The following is a 16,896-nucleotide window of genomic DNA, read 5'->3' on the forward strand; positions in this document are numbered from 1 at the left end:
CTCGAAATATTTCAATTTTATATAGACTACTTTTCACCATTCCGCATTACATCCAGCATGACTTTTGCCGAATTGATGTAATGTTTGTATTGGAAACGGCGCTTCAGGCGGCTTTTTGTCGAAACGGTCTTCGTCGCGGCATCTTCCTTGTGGAAAATCTCGATATCCGGCGTAAAGACGGATTTCATGCCGTTCTGCAGCAGGCGCAGGAACAGCAGGCGTTCTTCGTGGTACAGGAACGTCCTGTCGTTTAAGCCGTCAAATTTTGAAATGTAGTCTCGCGAGAAAATCAGGAAACTCCCGTGCAAAAGCACGTTTTCTGCGCGACGTTCCAGCAGGGATTCGTCGAACTTCTTGTCCTTTTTCCCGAGTAGCTTGCGCAGGAGCCATTCATAAGCGGCATCTAATCCGAAAATCCTGTTCAGGAACAGTTTGAACGAAACCTTGCGCACGTATTTCTTGTACCAGTTTTCCGAAGGCAGTTTTGAAGGGCCCGGATTGGAACTGTAGGGCTTGTGCGGCGTCTTGATGATGGGCCCCAAGACGGCGAAATGGCTTTGTTCGTATTCCTTTTCTACGCGGGCAGTAAAATCGTCCTGCAAAATCAGGGTGTCGTTGTTGAGCATCACGATAAAGTCGGGGTCTTGATGATCCTTCGCGTAACGGAATCCGACATTGTTCCCGCGGGCGAATCCTTCGTTTTCGGGATTCAGGATGACGGTCACTTGCGCGTCGTCGCGGTACTTCGCGTCGAGTTCTACGCCGGTCCCGTTCGGGGACTTGTTGTCGACAACCACTATGCCGCAGTCTGGCCCGACGCACTTTTTTATCGAATCGATGCATTCGATGGTATCGGGCAGGGCGTTGTAATGCAAGATGACAAACGAGAACTTCATTATACTCTAGCCTCGTAGCAGTTCAGGTACTGTTTCGCCACTTCTTCCCAGCCGTTCTTTTCGAGCCATTCGCCGGCGATATACTTCCGGAACATTTCCAGCCGTTCTGGGTGCCCGACAAGTTCGGCCATGGCGCGGGCCAAGGCGTCGGCGTCGCAGGGCGGGACTATCACGCCGGATTTCCCGTCTTCGATCGCGACGGCAAAGTTTCCCACATCCGAAGCGACAATCGGGGTGCCCATCGAAAATGCAGTCTGCACCACGCCGCTCTGCGTGGCGTCCTTGTAGGGGCAGACCGTGAACAGGGCGTTCTTCAACAGGCCAGCCAGTTGCGCCAGGGGAATATAGCGGTTCATCAGGATTACGTTCGCATTCCCCTTGTACAGGGATTCGTCGAAATACAGTTTGCCGGAGCCTGCGATTAGCAATTTTACATCGGGATAATCCTGTTGCATTTTTTTGAAGGCCTGCAACAGGTATTCGACACCCTTGTAGGGGGCGATCAGTCCGAAGAACAGGATGTACTTCTGGCCGCGCAGTTGTTCTGGCAATTCTTCGGCGGAACCAAGATGTTCGGAAAGGTAATTGATGCAGTCGTATTTCCCGAGCCGCGCATGGAAAAGCCTGTTCCGCGGGAACTTGTAGACCTCGCAGAATTTTTCCGTTTGGGCGTCGTTCAGCAAGATGATTTTCGGAATCCACTTGAACGCCAGTTTGCGGCAGAATTCGAATTCGCGATTGTTCTTTGCGGAATGCGGGAACGGGTCGTGCAGGGTAAACACCAGCTTTTTCCGCAATAGGTACAGGAGCATCTTGTTGCGGCGCGGGGGCCAGGTGATGTTCACGACATCGGCTCCCAGCTTCTTGATTTTGCGTACCAGCGACAGCATGGTGCGGATATTCGCCGGATGGAAATCGGACTGGTGCAGGCTATTGATCACGAAGACCTTGGACATGTCCATGTAGCCTTCGTACGCCTTGAATTCCTCGTAGACCGTCGCCGGGAAAATCCCCTGCTTCTTGTAGACTTCGGGAATGTCTATGAGCGTCGCGCGGTGGCTGTAAATCGAGACGTAAATGAAAAAGTAAACATCGATACCCTGCCGCTGCATCTCGCGAACGAGCGGAAAGTCCGCATCCGCAAAAGGCAGGTTACTGATGTATGCGACCTTCATATTCTACTTCTGGTTGCCCATAATCTTGTGCAGTTTCACGCACAGGCGGAATTTCAGCGTCGGTTTGTATTTCTTGCGCCAATCGCGAATGAACGGAATCTTTTCGCGGCGTCCATAGAGGCATCCGTCCAGAAGCGCATAGAGCTTGCCGGAATGTTCCTTGATGAACTTGTCCATCTCTATCAGGAAATCGTTATCGCCTTCTTCGTTCCGGACTAGGTTCTGCATGTAGATGCGGCGAAGGCGGTGCAGCAGGTATTGGTCGAAATATCCCTGGACGGAGAGGTTCTGGTGGGCGTCCCAGAATTCCACCATGCGCTTGGTGATAATCAGTTCCTGGCTGCGACCGCGCTTGTAAACCTCGGGAGCCATGGTCTGGCCGGCGCGTCCGATGAGGTAGCGGTATAGCACCTTCGGGAAGTAGAAGCAGGTCGTCACCGATTCCATCGGGAAGAACGCCCATTCCGTATCCGTGTACGAAATTCCTTCCGTCTGCTTGTAGCCCAGTTTGCGGACATTTTCCAGCTTGTACGCGATGCAGTGCATGGGCATTTCGTCGACCTTGGAATGGTCGGCAAAATTTACCACCTGCATCGGCGGGATGGAAAAGTCGTTCTTCAAGACGAATGAGCCGTCTTCGTGAATCTGGACGGTATCGGTCAGGAACAGGTCCGCATTGACCGTTTTCATTTGCTCCAGAACTTCGTCGAGGACTTGCGTATCGAAGTGGTCGTCGGCATCCAGGATTTTCACGTACTTTCCGCAGCCTTCGGCGACACCCCTGTTGATACAGGAGCCGTAGTTGCCGTTTTCCTTGTCGATAACGCGGATGGACTGCGGATACTTTTCGCTGTATTCGTGCGCTATGGCCGAAGACGCGTCCTTGCTGCCGTCATTTACCACCAGCACTTCGAGGCTGTCCAGATTCCTTGCGACAAGAAGCGAATCCAGGCATTTTTTCAAGTACCTTTCCATGTTGTACGTGGGTATGATGAGGGTCAGCAATTTTTCCATGGTCAAATTCCAGGATTCTAGATGTTCATTTCGAGGACACGCTCGATAATCGGAGCCATGTCGTAATATTTGTACTCGGCCAGGCGCCCGCCAAAGATGACGTTCTTTTCGGCGCGGGCCAATTGCCTGTATTTTTCGGCGAGTTCGTTGTTGCGGGAATCGTTCACGGGATAGTAGGGTTCCATGCCCTCGGTCCATTCCGTAGAAAACTCCTTGGAAACGACGGTCTTGGGGCAGTCATAGACGGCCTGGCCGAACATTTCGAAATGCTTGTGCTCGATGATGCGGGTGTAGGGGACTTCGCGCTCGGTGTAGTTCACCACGGCGTTGCCCTGGTAGTTCGGCATGTCGAGGATTTCCGTTTCGAAACGGACCGTGCGGTATTCCAGTTTGCCGAAACGGTATCCGTAAAATTCGTCGAGCTTTCCCGTAAAGACAATCTTGTCCGCGATGGATTCCAGGCGTTCCCTGTCTTCGAAGAAGTCCACGTTCACTCGGGTCTCGATGCCGTCCAGCAATCCGTTTATCAGCTTGTTGTATCCGCCGATGGGGATGCCCTGATAGCTGTCGTTGAAATAGTTGTTGTCGAAAGCCAGGCGCACCGGGAGACGCTTTATGATGAAGGCGGGCAAATCCTCGCACTTGCGTCCCCATTGCTTTTCGGTATAGCCCTTGATAAGTTTTTCGAAAATGTCCTTGCCCACGAGCGTAAGCGCCTGCTCTTCCAGGTTGGCGGGTTCGCGACCGTTCAGCGAAGCGACGGCTTCCGCCTTCTGCTCCTCGATTTTTGCGCGGGCCTCTTCCGGAGTCTTCACGCCCCACATCTGGTAGAACGTGTTCATGTTGAAAGGCAGGTTGTAAAGTTTGCCCTTGTAGTTGGCCACGGGGCTGTTCGTATAACGGTTGAATTCGACAATCGAATTCACGAAATCCCATACCGCCTTGTTGGACGTATGGAAAATATGTGCGCCGTACTTGTGGACGTTGACCCCTTCCGTATTTTCGCAATAGACGTTTCCGCCCAGGTGGGCGCGCTTGTCTATTACCAGGCACGATTTTCCCGCCTTCTTTGCCCGATAGGCGAATGTCGCACCGAAAAGGCCTGAGCCAACAATCAAGAAATCGTACTTCTTTTCCATACCAAATAAGGGATTCGTGGTTTTGATATAAAATTTAATTATTGTCTTTCTGTCCATCATCAAAAACTTCCTATATTTAAAGAAAAAACAGCCTGTATGTCAACTGCGATCGTCTACGTCATCCTTTTCTCACTTTTGACCATCATGGTCATCGGGTCGTCGAAAGCTCGCTTTTTGGCATTATTTGTCGGCATAGTCGTTTTCCCTCTCGGAATCAGTTTTTTGAAGTCCCCCACGCTTAGGCCGCAGGATATGTTCCTTTACGGATTCCTCGTGGTTGCGTTCATGAAGGACCGCGAATATTTTTGGGACGACCTCAAGGCGTTCCCGCTAAAAATCCCGCTGCTCTTGATTCTCTTGTGCCATTTCGCGTCTGTATATTTCAACGATGGCTTCAAGGTCAAGCAGTTTTATGCCTGTACGCGAGAATTTATCGAACTGTACGGTTATTTGTTCGCCGCATTCATCACCACGAGAAGGATAAGCGTCGCCTCTATCACCAAAGGGCTGTTCCTGTTCACGGCGGGCATCTGCGTTCTGGGCATTCTCGAAATACTCTTGCAGGGAAACTACCCTTATACCTACATCTGCCGCGCGTTTCCCATCTATAGCGGGTACTACTCGCTGGACAGCATCATCAGCTGTATCCAGGAATACAGAATCAGGGCGATGGTCACTACGGCGCACCCGACTGCATACGGTACGCTGCTGTGTTGCCTGACGCTCTTTTTCGTCTCGATTTGGAACCGCGGCTATATCGAAAAGAACAAGCTTCTCGCCCTTTATGCCTTGCTCGCGATAAACCTGTTCCTTTGCGGTTCAAGAACGGGCATGCTTTGCGCGGGCCTCGGATTGCTCCTGATTTTCCTCCAGAACAAGTCCGTCGTCCTGAAATTCGCCTGCGCCGGGATATGTTTTTTTGCCGCGGTCGCGTACATAAATACCGCTATCGAAGAGTTTTCCCAGCAAAGCAAGGGCAGTTCCTTGTCTTTGCGCGAACAGCAGATGTTGTTCACCTTGTTCCAGATACAGCAAAGTCCCATAGTCGGAAACGGGACGGGGTACACGAAAAACGTATTCGACTACGATGACGAGGGGCGCCCCATAAACGACGCCTCTATCGGAGGGCTCGAATCCATCGTGTTCCGTTCCCTCATTGACTACGGGTTTATCGGGCTCGCCGCGTACTATTTTTACGCCCTGTGCCTGTTCATGCTGTTCTTTAGGCGCCGGAAAACCTATTGGACAGCCCCAGTCGGCTATCACATGGTTTTCATAAGCACGCTCTTCTTCACGCTATCCGGGCATATCGGCAACAATACGGCTTTCGCCTTCTTGCTGGATGGGCTGCTCCTGGGTGCGCTCTACAGGGAAGGCGACGACTCTGAAAAATCCGAGGACAACCCGGAATTGGAGCATGCCGAAATGGAGCAAATAGAAGAGGAGCCTACAGCACCTTAATCTTGGTCACGAATTCGACGGTTCCTTCACCGTCTGTTTTCGCGTAAAGGTATTTCGCCGGAACCTTCTCGCCGAAGTGTTCCGAATACCAGCCGTTTTCCCGAATTTCGTAAGCGAGCTTCTGGTCGAATTCCATGGCCACGCGGCGGCTTCCCGGTACGGAGATTTCCGCTGCCGCGCCGTCCAACGTCACTGTCGCCGACGGATGCAGATGGAACGGAATCTCGAGGGATGATTTGCGGTCGCAGCGCAGAGTGTCGGTAATGACGAACTCTTCGGCATCGCGGTTGAATTCTACGCGGCGCGTATGAGAAACGCCTTCGGAAGCGTACCCGTCATGGGTCGCCTCGACAACGCCCTGCGCCTTGTCGCAAGAGATGACCTTCGCCTTGTAGTGCTTGAGCCACAGCGTCGGGCCCGCCTGTTCGGCCTGGTTCTTGCCGTTTACGCATACCGTATTGTGCGCGAGGGTGCTGACAAAGTAATTCCTGAGTTCCCTGTGGGTGTGGTAGGTGAACGTGCCCGGATCTACGATTACGGGATTTCCGTCCACATGCAGTATGAACGAGAGCGCGTCGGCATGCCCGTGCGCGGCGATGCTCAGGTAGCCCAGCGGCGCGGCATCGAAATGCATGTATGTTTCGTGAACCGCGGTGCCGGTAGAACCCCGTCCGTTGTTTGCCCCGACATCTGTCGTGGTGATGGTTTCCACCTTCCGGAAAATAAAGTGTCCGCTTTCCGCGAAGAATTTGTTCTTGTCCCGAACGGCGGGAGCAGTGGGCAGAGCCTCGAATTGTCTGCGGCCTTCCTTACCGAAGAGGATTTCGTTCTTTTCGTCCCAGGCAAGGCCCGCGCGCTTGAACGAGGAATCGCCGAAGTATGTCGCGAAAGAAACGAGCAGCGACTTGAAGTTGTTGAAATGCCCGCCCGCATCGGGACGCAGCACGAACCCGTCGTCGCCGTCACCGTACATCGGGTAATTGCAGTTCATGTCCAGCATGGCGTTCATGTATTCGGCCATGGCATGAAGTCGTTTATTGTATGCGTCGGAAAATTTAATTCCGTAGCGGCGACCTGCGACCGCAGCAATCAAGAAGAAGTCGTCGATGAACTGGATGTATTCCGCGGCCTCTTCGCGGTTCACGCCCTCGGGCGTATTCTGCTTGAGGATTTCGCGTTCGAGCCCTTTGCGCGCATAATCCAGTCGCGCCTTCTGGTGTGGAATTTGCCACTTGCATGCCGCGACAAACAGTCCGGCGTATTCTGCGACTAGGTGGTTGTTCGCCGAAGAATAAAAAGACGGATGGTTATACGAAAAATCCGCATGGTCGCAAATAAGGGGCGTCCAGATTTCGACAATAAATTCTTCTACAATCGGGTCTTTCTTGCGGAGGTTGTCTATGTCCAGGACTTCCCATCCGAAGAACCAGTTTATCAGGCGCAGGTTTACTTCTATGTTGCTGTACCAGTTGACTCCGACCAGATAAGGGTTTGCATCCCTCCACATTCCGAGGTGATGGCAGTAAAGTACCAGATACTTGTGCTGGCCCGTAGTCTTGTACAGCCATGCGATATGCAATAAGAACTGCTGGCGGTTTACTTCCCACACGTGCTTCGCGCTTCCGTATTTGTCGCTGCGGATGTCAATCTTGTGCGAAAATGTTTTGGGAAAATGCTTGCCCGTCGATACGTCCAGATGCCAGTCTATATCCTTGAATATATCCACGCTGGATTCGAAAATCGGATAGAAACTGTGGGCGTTAGAATCCGAGACAATTGAGCAGTCTGGCTTTGAATGCGTGAAATCGCTCTCGTCGAGCTTGATCCAGTCCAGCACATGCGTACGGAACCTTTGACGAATGCGGTAGAAAACTTCCCCCGCCGAGAATGTTTGCAGTCTTTTTATATACCAGGATATGCTCACGTAATAAATATATATTACTTTTGGATGAAAAGGAGTCTTAAATGAGGTTCTTGCTTGCGGTGTCAATGTTTTCAGTGCTTTTTTTCGCTTGTAGTAACAGCGAGACGCCGATTCCGTATGATGAAGAGTCGCCAGAATCAAGCGAGTCGTCTGGTTTTAGCGCTTTTGAGAACTTGCCCGAAATAGAGGGAATGATTCTTGTTCATGGCGGAACGGTGACGCTCGGTACTGACGACGACAAGTACAGACCTTCGGAACGTCCTGCCATGAAGGTTGTTTTGGACTACGATTTCAATCTCGATGTACATGAGGTGACCTGCGGGGAATACCGCGAACTAGCGAAGAAGACTGGCCTTAAGGATTTCGGGACGTGCGAAAGCGACAGCCTGCCGCTCTCCAATGTTACTTACTATGATGCAGTGCTTTTTGCGAATGCCAAGGGCAAGTTCGAAAGACGCGATACGGCCTATACTTACAGCAATGCGGTATACGACACCGAAGGACACTGCACGAATTTGGAAGGTTTCTCGTTTCATCCTGAGGTTGTTGCGTACCGTCTGCCGACGGAGGCGGAATGGGTGTTTGCGGCATCGCAAGGTTGGGATCCTGAAAACAGAAGCTGGAATGCGGACAATTCGGAATACCGTGCGCATGCAGTCTGTAGTGCGGGTGCGGATTCCCTCGGATTCTGCGACCTCGCGGGTAACGTGAAGGAATGGGTGAATGACTGGGCCGGCGGTTTTTGCGATACGATAGTCACGAACTACGTCGGAGCGCCTGACGGGGGCGCCCTTGGGGAACGCGTGCTGAAGGGCGGCTATTTCTCCGACAGGGCTTCCGAAATGAATGTCGTTGCCCGCGGGGACGAATACACCGTGGTGGCTTCGACCCGCGCTGAACGCTTGGGATTCAGGCTTGCTTTCGGATTTATCCCGAACCCGGTTTGGCTTGGTACCGACGGGAGAGTGGTGAGCAGTATAGTCACGCCGCTTGCGAGCGCGGCGTCGCTGAAGGCGCTTACTGGGTCTTTCAAAATGATTCTCGTTTTCCGCAACGATATCAGCGGGAACCTCGCCTATATAGACTACAACGAAGTGAATTTGTCCGTAACCGAAATTGAAGACGACATGGAGGTCTTCCACCCAGATGTTTCTCCTGACGGGATGTGGGTTGCCTTCTGCACCAAGCCCGAAGGTGTTGCCGGCAAGTCCGAGCTTTACGTGCGCAACCTGAATAAGGAAGGCTCCAATCTTGTGAAACTCGATGTCGAGAGCGCTGCCATCCCGCGCTGGCGCGTGCTCGGGGACGGCGATACCGTGATTGTTTACGTGACCGATGCGGGCAACAACAAGGATGATGCCGCGTTCAAAAGTACTTCTACCTGGCAGGTGAAATTTGCTGGCGGCAAGTTCGGTGCGCCGAAAAAACTCTTCGACGGTGCTTTCCACGGTGGTATCAGCGAGGACAATACGCTCGCCGTTACGGGAGCGCGGCTGCTTCGCGCCCGCATTGCAAATTCTGGTTCTACGCTTGAGCAGGATGCCCGCGATGCTGTCTGGTACGACAGTGCACAGGCCTGCAATGCATCGCTTGCCCAGGATGGTTCCAAACGTACGGCGTTCCTTGATTTCGGTGGAAAACTGGGCCGTAAATTCGCTGGCGAAAGCTACGCCACACATGAACGCATCCTCGTTGCCGACAGTAGCGGAAATCTGGTGCAGACGCTCAAGGCTCCCGCTGGCTACACGTTTGACCATAGCGAATGGGCGGGCGATGGCGAGACCTCCAATATTGTGGCGACGCTTGCGAACAGCGCCGGCGCGCATACGAAAATCGTGCTCGTGAGCCCTTCCGACAGCAGCGTCTTGAAACTGGTTTCGGGCGCGGAACTCTGGCATCCGTGTCTTTGGGTGAAAAAGGCGAACTCCGCTCCTGTCGATACGGGCAGCACCGAATTTGTCCTTGATCCCGATAGCGCGGAAATCTATTACAATTCTTCGGGTGCGAGCACGAATGATATCTATTACCGCTATAAGATGGAATTGCTGTGGCAATATCGGGATTCTATTAATGTGGCTGTTCTGGGCTCGTCGAGAGCATTGCGCGGCGTGAATCCAAATGAATTTCGCAAACCCGTTTTTGCGGTAAACATGGCAATCGCCGCGACGGTTATCGATGCACACAGTTTCTTGTTCTATAATTACGTGTTGCCCCATTGCAAGAACCTGAAGGCCGTCGTCATTTCGATTGATTTGGATAGAGGCGCCAATACCGGAGATAACAGCAACAATATTTTCCATGAGGCCTACAAGTCTTATCCGGGATATGTGTATGACATGAATCATAACTTCTGGAAAGATTCATTCCCGCCGAAATTGGCTTCGATGACATATGATTCCCCGGGCTCGCAGGAGATGGCGAAAAAATTAAGACCGGCGAAGGGCTTCCACAGTACCGCTTCTCACGGGTGGGGCGATCCGGTGATTACGGGGGATTCCTGCTGGATGGATAAAAGGGAGTCTATTTACCGCTCGAATTTTGACCTGTTCGTTGAATTGCTCAAGACTTGCAAAAAGAGGAATATCTATGTGATAGGGGTGATTTTCCCGACAAATCCGAGGTATGCAGAAACCGGTGCATACGGGTATGCGGGACTCAGGAGGAGCGAAGCCCCGGCCCTTATCCAGGAATTGGCTGAATTGCATGAGACGTACCCGAATTTCATTCTGATGGATGAAAACAAGATGGGAAATCATGACTATGGCGACAACTTGGCTAACGATTATAGCCATTTGAGTCGTTCAGGAGCGGCTGTGTTGACCGCCCGCATCGATTCTCTCATCAAAACCTTGAATATTGATTTTGGTGAATAGTGGTCCTGACGGATTTCTGTATATATTATAGGCAGTGGTTGTCGAGGCGATGCTATGGAAAAGAAAAAGGTATTTGCGATACTTTTGGTGCTTTTGGCACTTGGCCTTGTTGCCGCCTGCAGCAACAGCGTGTCCGAATATGCGGATGAATTCGGGAAAAATGCTCTGGACATAGAAAGCTCATCGAGTAGCGATGGAATGGAAAGCTCCAGTGGGCAGCATGTTGAAATTGTGCCGCCCTGTAAAACGGAGAACGAGGATAATTGCGAATACGGCTCCTTGGTGGATGAACGCGATGGCCAGGTCTACAAGACCGTGAAAATCGGTGACCAGTGGTGGATGGCCGAAAACTTAAATTACAGGGGTCCCCTTTATTATTGGAAGAGTGCGCAAAATGCTTGCCCTGCAGGTTGGCATTTGCCGTCAAAACAAGAAGTCGAAATTCTGTTTGCCTCGGTGGGTGGAGATTCTGTAGCGGGGCAGAAACTTAGCACGCGGGACTCTTCCCGTAATGGCATGTTTGCGGGAACAGATGAATATGGTTTTTCCGCTTTTAATGTAAAGACTTTTTTTGAAGATGAACTTTATGAAAAAAAATGCTTCTGGACTTCTACAGCATATATAGATACTCTTATTGATTCAAATTATTATGATGAGGATTATTTCTTTTTTTGCTTGATGAGTCATTATACGTATTCCCCCAAAGCGCATATTAACGATTTTGAATATGATGTAATGGATTATTCTGTTCGTTGTGTTATGGATGATTCCGAGAATCCGAATGGATCTAGGTCTTCAAGTAGTTCGAAAATAGTGAGTTCCAGCGGGCAACCCGTTCTTTCGAGCGAAACATCAAAAGATATAGCCACACGTTGCAAGAATTCAAAGGAGGACCTTTGCGAATATGGCTCCTTGACAGATGGACGTGACGGGCAGGTGTACAAGACGGTGAAAATAAGCGAACAATGGTGGATGGCTGAAAACCTCAATTTCCGTTATCCGCCCAAAGACGGAACTCTTGATTCCAGTAGTTTCTGTTTCAACGATTCCCTTGAATATTGTGAAAAATATGGCCGGTTGTATTTGTGGAGCGCAGCGATGGACAGTGCAGCGTTGTTTTCGGATAACGGCAAGGGATGCGGAATGGATGCGGGTTGCACGCCAGTTTATCCGGTACGGGGAGTGTGCCCTGAAGGTTGGCATATTCCGAGCAAAGAAGAATGGCGTACCCTCAATGTTAAGACTAAACCTGTTTATCCGACTGAGTATTCTTCGGAAGATGACTATGGTGGTTTTATGATGAGATCGGTGGAATGGATAGACTCTACGGAATGGAGGCATCAGCACAGTGAGCAGGACCGATTCGGCTTTGAAATTCTTCCTGCTGGGGTCTGGGACAGTTACTTTTCTGCTTATAGGGCTAATATGACGGGGTTCTGGAGTTCTACTGTAGAAAGCAGCTCTAGTACCAATGCTGATGACGGAAGTACTGAATGGTTCGAACTTGTATGGTCGCTCATTGTGCAAGATGATTATGGACTGGGAGATCTTGATAAGAATAATGCGTTCTCGGTTCGCTGCATAAAGGATTGATGCTTGTATAGAGAAATTTTTGCAGGAGATGGTTCTATGAAAAATGCGCCACGTATAACCGCTTTGCTATTTGCATTATGCTTTGTTGCCGCCTGTAGCAATAGCGTGTTGGAATATGCGGATGAATCTGGAATTGCTCAGGAGATAGAAAGTTCCTCGAGCAGCGCTGGAATAGAAAGCTCAAGTGAGCAACCGATAGAAGTTGTGCCGCCCTGCAAGACGGATGCCGAGGACAACTGTGAATACGGCTCCTTGGTGGATGAGCGCGATGGCCAGGTCTACAAGACTGTGAAAATCGGTAGCCAGTGGTGGATGGCCGAAAACCTGAATTACGGAGCATCTTTTAGATATTGTCGTGATGACGATTACTACATCAGGAGTGGCCTATCGTACAGGATAAAAGACGCCTTGACAGCGTGCCCTAGGGGATGGCACTTGCCTTCAAAAAAGGAGTTTGACGCCTTGATTGACATGGTGGGAGGGGCTCGTTCTAATGCAGGTCGAGTTCTTTCTTCGAATAAACCATCTTATTGTGAAACTTGTGGAAAGAATACGGATGATTACGGCTTTTCGGCGGTTGCGCTAATAAAATATCCTGTGGGAGATCCTGAACTGATGAGCATATTCTGGAGTTCAAGTGAAGGTGTTGGTTATGATCCTGTAGCTGATGAGGATGTGCATGGCCAATTAGTTCTGAAAATAGACCATTTTTATGGCCATGCCGCCGTTGGAGTCTCTTCGGAATTAAATAGTGTACGTTGCGTTAAGGATTCTTCGGAGACTCTTCAGGAACCGGATTTGTCGCGGTTAAATAGTCTTCCCTGCGCAGATACGAGCACTCATATGGCGAAACGTTGCAGGATGAATTCGAAAGAAGACAATTGCGAGTATGGGACTTTGACGGATGAACGTGACGGTCGAGTCTACAAGACCGTGAAAATTGGAGAGCAGTGGTGGATGGCGGAAAACCTCAAGTTCCGTTATTTGCAGAAAACGGATTCTCTAGATTCAAGCAGTGTTTGTTACCATGATTCTCTTGAAAACTGCGAAAAGTACGGGCGACATTATTTATGGAGCGCCATGATGGACAGCGCAGGTTTGTATTCTACCGATGGCAAAGGATGTGGTAATGGCGTGGTTTGTTCGCCGACATTTCCGGTTCAGGGCGTGTGCCCGACTGGTTGGCATGTTCCAAGCCTTGAAGAATGGGAAATATTGGAAGGTATGACCTATCCGAATTCTGTGTATGAGGGATATGATACTGAAGGGCCGGAATATGACAATTTTATGTTGAAGTCGGTGGAATGGGGTGGAAAAGATCGATTTGGTTTCAATGGACTGCCAACGAGTTGTCGCATTTACGATAGGTATAGAAATAAAAATGTTGTGTCTTGCTATGCGATGTTTTGGACCACAAATATATGCAAGGCTCCTGCGTGTGGAGATCCGAAGGTAAAGGTGGAAGCTTATGACTTTGAAACAGTTGGTGCCACGACATCTTTCAAAAATGGATTTTTGGCTGTCCGCTGCATAAAGGACTAGTCTATAAATCCTCTGCCCTGACGTAGAGCAGTCTGAACATGTCGTAGGCAGCCTTGGCCTTGTTTTCGCGGTAAATGTTGCGGTAATTTTCCTTGCTGGAATCCAGCAGGTGTGTCCGGTACAGGTCGCGGATTAGTTCGTGCTGCGCATGCTCCCATCCGGAAATCTGCTTGTAGGGCCACTTGCTGACATCTTTGCCGATGTAGTTTGCGAGAAAATCGAGCGCCTTGTAGTAGGAGCGTCCCTGTATTTCTGTCGCCTTGCGGGTGTCGAGCCCGTTGTTCTTCGCGATGGTGTAAAAGTCCAGCATGTGCGAAAGGTTGTACCATGAATAATGGAAGGCGAGTGTCCTTTTGAGTTCCTTGGGCTGACTTCCGTCTTTTTCGACCTGCTTTAGGATGTGCCGTTTTGCGAAATGGTCGATGAGGTTCTGTGCCGTCTTTCGGTCGCCTATGTAAAGGCTGTAGGCGAGCAACTGCGTATCATATGTCGTCCCGTGGTTGTTCTCGGCCTTGCTTTCTTCGATTCCCTGCTCGCTGGTGGTAAGCCACTGGACGTATTCGGCAAACCATTTCTTGAGCGTCGCTTTTTCTGCGGGCAAAAAACCGGGATACGATTCCAGAAGCGCGAGCGCGTCCATCATCTGCACGAAGGAGTAACCGTCTAGAACACCGAAGGGATATCCCTTGCCGAAATTACGCCCGGGAATCATCTGCGCGAAATTCATGTTCGGGTTCATTTTGGTGGCGGAGTCCAGGAACCAGATGCGAACCTGCTTCAGGGCGGCTTCGGCGAAAGCGGAATCGCCGCCCAGGAACCAGGCGAGTGAAAGCGTCTGTACGCGGCGGCTCATCTTGTCGAGGGTTTCTCGGTCGTATTCCTTCAATTCAGGGTTGCTCACGCCGTCGCGGGAAATGTAGGGGAGTCCGTCGGGCTTGCTGGAATCCGGCCAGAAGTATCGCGAAAGGCTTGCGTAGTCGTGCCTGTCCCCGCTTGCGGGCACATGCTTCTTGTCCATGACGGAGACGTCTTTCTCTTGCAGCAAGGATTTCGCTTTGGTTTCCAACCCGCGAAACGCTTCGGCATAAGGGCTGTTTTTTGCCTTGAGGGATTCTTTGACCTGCAGGAGGTGCGATTCGTTCCAGAGGAACTGCGCGAAGCAGGGCGTTGCCAGGAGCAGAACAAGGAACAGTCGGATGAACATTTTGGGCCTGCTTTTATTTGCCTACAAAATGGATCGCGTCGATAAAGCCCTGGAACATGTTTTCGATTTGCATTTCGGTTTCGTAGGTGTGGCGGGCCGCTGCGGATAGGCGGTCGTGCAGTTCGCAGTTTTCGCAAATCTCGCAAATCTTTGTTTTGAGTTCCGCTTCGGAATCGACGATGAACCCGTTTTCGCCTTGCTTCAGGTAGATGATTTCGGGAGCATGGATGCGGTTCAGCACTACGACGGGAATGCCCCAGAACATGGCCTGGTTCAGCGCGAGCCCGATGTGGCCCGGTGTGCTGAAGACGTCGCCGACCTGGTAGATTTCATCGACTTCCTTCCCGTATTTTTCGCCGAGATAATAGTAGTGTGGATTCGAATCGATTATGGCCAGCTGCTGTTCGCTTATCCCGCCGCCGACAACGACAAGCGCGATTTCGGGGCGGTCCTTGAATTGTTCCAGCAGAATATCGAGCCCCTTGTAGGGGAGGATGCGCGAAATGTAGAGGACGACGCGCTGTTCCTTGATGCCGTAAGCCGCCTTGACTTCTTCGGGGCTACGCAACGCCTTCCTGTCGACATCGGAAAAGTCGAGCGTGTTCTTCGCGATAAAGGTCTTTTTCTGGTTCCGCTTGCTCAAGTACTTCAGCTGCGCGGGCGAATAGAGGATAATTGCGCTGCTGATGGTATGGATGAAATGGAAAATCGAATTCTTGAGTTTCGCGTCGGGCGTCTTGATGTTGATTCCGTGATTCCAGTAAATCATGGGAATCTTTTTCCACCGGCAATAGAACGTGAGCGGAATGATGAGCTTGTCCTTCAGGTGCAAAAAGTTCAGGCACACGTCGGGCTTGATTTCTTTGATGAGCCTGGTGTAGTTCTTGGTGCTGAAGGGGGCGTCGTGCCGTATGTAGCGAATGGGGAAGTCGACCTTCTGGAAATCATTGCTCGCCACATGGAATTCGTAACCGAGTTCCTTGAACATGTCGAAGAACTTGTTGTAAATGCGGCTGCGATAATGCATCACGCGGTTCGAAATCAGGAGAATCTTTTTCATCGGGGACGCCTGCGCCATGGCTATTTCGAGAAGATTTTCTTTTTCCGGAGCGCCTTTATGAAGGTCGAAGGAGAAAGGAAGAATGCTTCAATCAGGTCGCGCAAATGCTTGCGCTTCCCTTCGATATGGGCGACGTGAATGAGGCTCCTGCACAAATCGCTGTTGATGCGCTTGCGGTTGATGTCGGTGAAATTCACCTTCAGTTCACGGATGTGGTTGGGCAGCGCGAGGGCCCTCTTTATCTTGAGCTTTTCGTCCCACGTGACTCCGCCGGCGTGCTTTCGGTAGGCGGACATCTTCTTGTTGATGCAACGGACCTTGCCGGAATGCGCGCATTTTTCGACCAGGAAGATGTCGCCATTCAGGATGTTGTCCGGATTCTTGATTTTGTAGTCGAGAACTTCGCGCCTGTAGATCATCGACGCGGTCGGAACGACCCAGTTCTCGTAAAGTTCGGATGCGGTGTAGTCGCGGTCTTCGAGCGGTGCGTATGGGTCATCCGGGGACGGGTTCCCGTCGGCGTCGACGACCGTGGCGCCATGGAAAATCATGGAATAGTCGGGGTGGCTTTCCAGGAAGTCGATTTGACGCTGCAACTTGTGCGGGTCAGTCCAGTAGTCGTCCCCTTCGCACATGGCGACGTATTTCCGCTTGAGCATTCCCGTGACGATTCGCGTGAATGTCCCGTCCTGCTTTTTCCACTGGTTTTCAGTCTCGTAAAGGGGCTTCAAAATCCTGGGGTATTTCGCTTCGTACTCGCGAATGATATCGGCGGTCCTGTCCGGGCTCGCGTCTTCGTGAATCATGACTTCGAAGGGGAAATCCGTTTCTTGGATGAGGAATCCTTCGAGGCATTTCGCAATGAATTTTTCTTGCTTGAAAGTGATACAACGGACGCAGACAATCGGCTCGGCATTCTCAGGCCATTTCGCCGTGATTTCTTCTTGGGTACGTAATTGCATATGCTGACAAATATATCTATATGAGTGCAAATGGTCAACTTTTCGCCTGTTGG

Annotated in this window: 12 protein-coding genes; 4 read left to right on the forward strand and 8 right to left on the reverse strand. The window is 51.0% G+C overall.

Annotated elements, in window-relative coordinates:
• Window positions 1-26: 26 nt before the first annotated feature.
• The 4 genes from IK012_RS05410 to glf are packed head-to-tail and all read right to left on the reverse strand — an operon-like array spanning window position 27 to window position 4,224.
• Complete coding sequence (locus tag IK012_RS05410; protein ID WP_290951589.1) at window positions 27-896, reverse strand: glycosyltransferase family 2 protein; 870 nt, start codon at window positions 894-896, stop codon at window positions 27-29.
• A complete protein-coding gene (locus IK012_RS05415) occupies window positions 896-2,071 on the reverse strand; it encodes a glycosyltransferase family 4 protein (protein ID WP_290951592.1) in 1,176 nt (391 codons plus the stop codon). Before IK012_RS05415 ends, IK012_RS05410 begins: the two co-directional genes overlap by 1 nt.
• 3 nt (window positions 2,072-2,074) lie before the next feature.
• Entirely contained in the window at window positions 2,075-3,085 is a 1,011-nt protein-coding gene (locus IK012_RS05420) for a glycosyltransferase (RefSeq protein WP_290951595.1), read from the reverse strand.
• Window positions 3,086-3,102: 17 nt separating this feature from the next.
• A complete protein-coding gene (glf, locus tag IK012_RS05425) occupies window positions 3,103-4,224 on the reverse strand; it encodes a UDP-galactopyranose mutase (protein WP_290951598.1) in 1,122 nt (373 codons plus the stop codon).
• A 96-nt stretch (window positions 4,225-4,320) separates the two neighbouring features.
• Between glf and IK012_RS05430 the strand changes: the two genes are divergently transcribed.
• Window positions 4,321-5,685: an O-antigen ligase gene (locus tag IK012_RS05430; protein ID WP_290951601.1), complete on the forward strand. Its 1,365-nt coding sequence runs from the start codon at window positions 4,321-4,323 to the stop codon at window positions 5,683-5,685.
• On the opposite strand, the gene IK012_RS05435 is transcribed toward IK012_RS05430, so the two are convergent.
• A complete protein-coding gene (locus IK012_RS05435) occupies window positions 5,672-7,609 on the reverse strand; it encodes an alginate lyase family protein (RefSeq protein ID WP_290951603.1) in 1,938 nt (645 codons plus the stop codon). The genes IK012_RS05430 and IK012_RS05435 overlap by 14 nt on opposite strands.
• A gap of 41 nt (window positions 7,610-7,650) precedes the next feature.
• On the opposite strand from IK012_RS05435, the gene IK012_RS05440 reads away from it, so the two are divergent.
• Genes IK012_RS05440 through IK012_RS05450 form a run of 3 tightly spaced genes read left to right on the forward strand, consistent with a single transcriptional unit; the run spans window position 7,651 to window position 13,617 of the window.
• Entirely contained in the window at window positions 7,651-10,482 is a 2,832-nt protein-coding gene (locus IK012_RS05440; protein WP_290951605.1) for a TIGR02171 family protein, read from the forward strand.
• Window positions 10,483-10,536: 54 nt separating this feature from the next.
• A complete protein-coding gene (locus IK012_RS05445; protein WP_290951607.1) occupies window positions 10,537-12,075 on the forward strand; it encodes an FISUMP domain-containing protein in 1,539 nt (512 codons plus the stop codon).
• A 36-nt stretch (window positions 12,076-12,111) separates the two neighbouring features.
• On the forward strand, window positions 12,112-13,617 hold the full coding sequence (locus IK012_RS05450) for an FISUMP domain-containing protein (RefSeq protein ID WP_290951609.1): 1,506 nt from the start codon (window positions 12,112-12,114) through the stop codon (window positions 13,615-13,617).
• Window position 13,618: 1 nt separating this feature from the next.
• Here the strand turns inward: IK012_RS05450 and IK012_RS05455 are convergent, their stop codons facing one another.
• Genes IK012_RS05455 through IK012_RS05465 form a run of 3 tightly spaced genes read right to left on the reverse strand, consistent with a single transcriptional unit; the run spans window position 13,619 to window position 16,843 of the window.
• Window positions 13,619-14,821 (reverse strand): alginate lyase family protein, encoded by a 1,203-nt coding sequence (locus IK012_RS05455; RefSeq protein WP_290951612.1) that lies wholly within the window; start codon window positions 14,819-14,821, stop codon window positions 13,619-13,621.
• Window positions 14,822-14,834: 13 nt separating this feature from the next.
• Window positions 14,835-15,881, reverse strand: a complete 1,047-nt coding sequence (locus tag IK012_RS05460; RefSeq protein WP_290951614.1) for a glycosyltransferase family 4 protein — start codon at window positions 15,879-15,881, stop codon at window positions 14,835-14,837.
• A 20-nt stretch (window positions 15,882-15,901) separates the two neighbouring features.
• Window positions 15,902-16,843, reverse strand: a complete 942-nt coding sequence (locus IK012_RS05465) for a glycosyltransferase (protein WP_290951617.1) — start codon at window positions 16,841-16,843, stop codon at window positions 15,902-15,904.
• Window positions 16,844-16,896 lie beyond the last annotated feature (53 nt).

The organism is Fibrobacter sp., from assembly GCF_017551775.1.
GTDB lineage: Bacteria > Fibrobacterota > Fibrobacteria > Fibrobacterales > Fibrobacteraceae > Fibrobacter.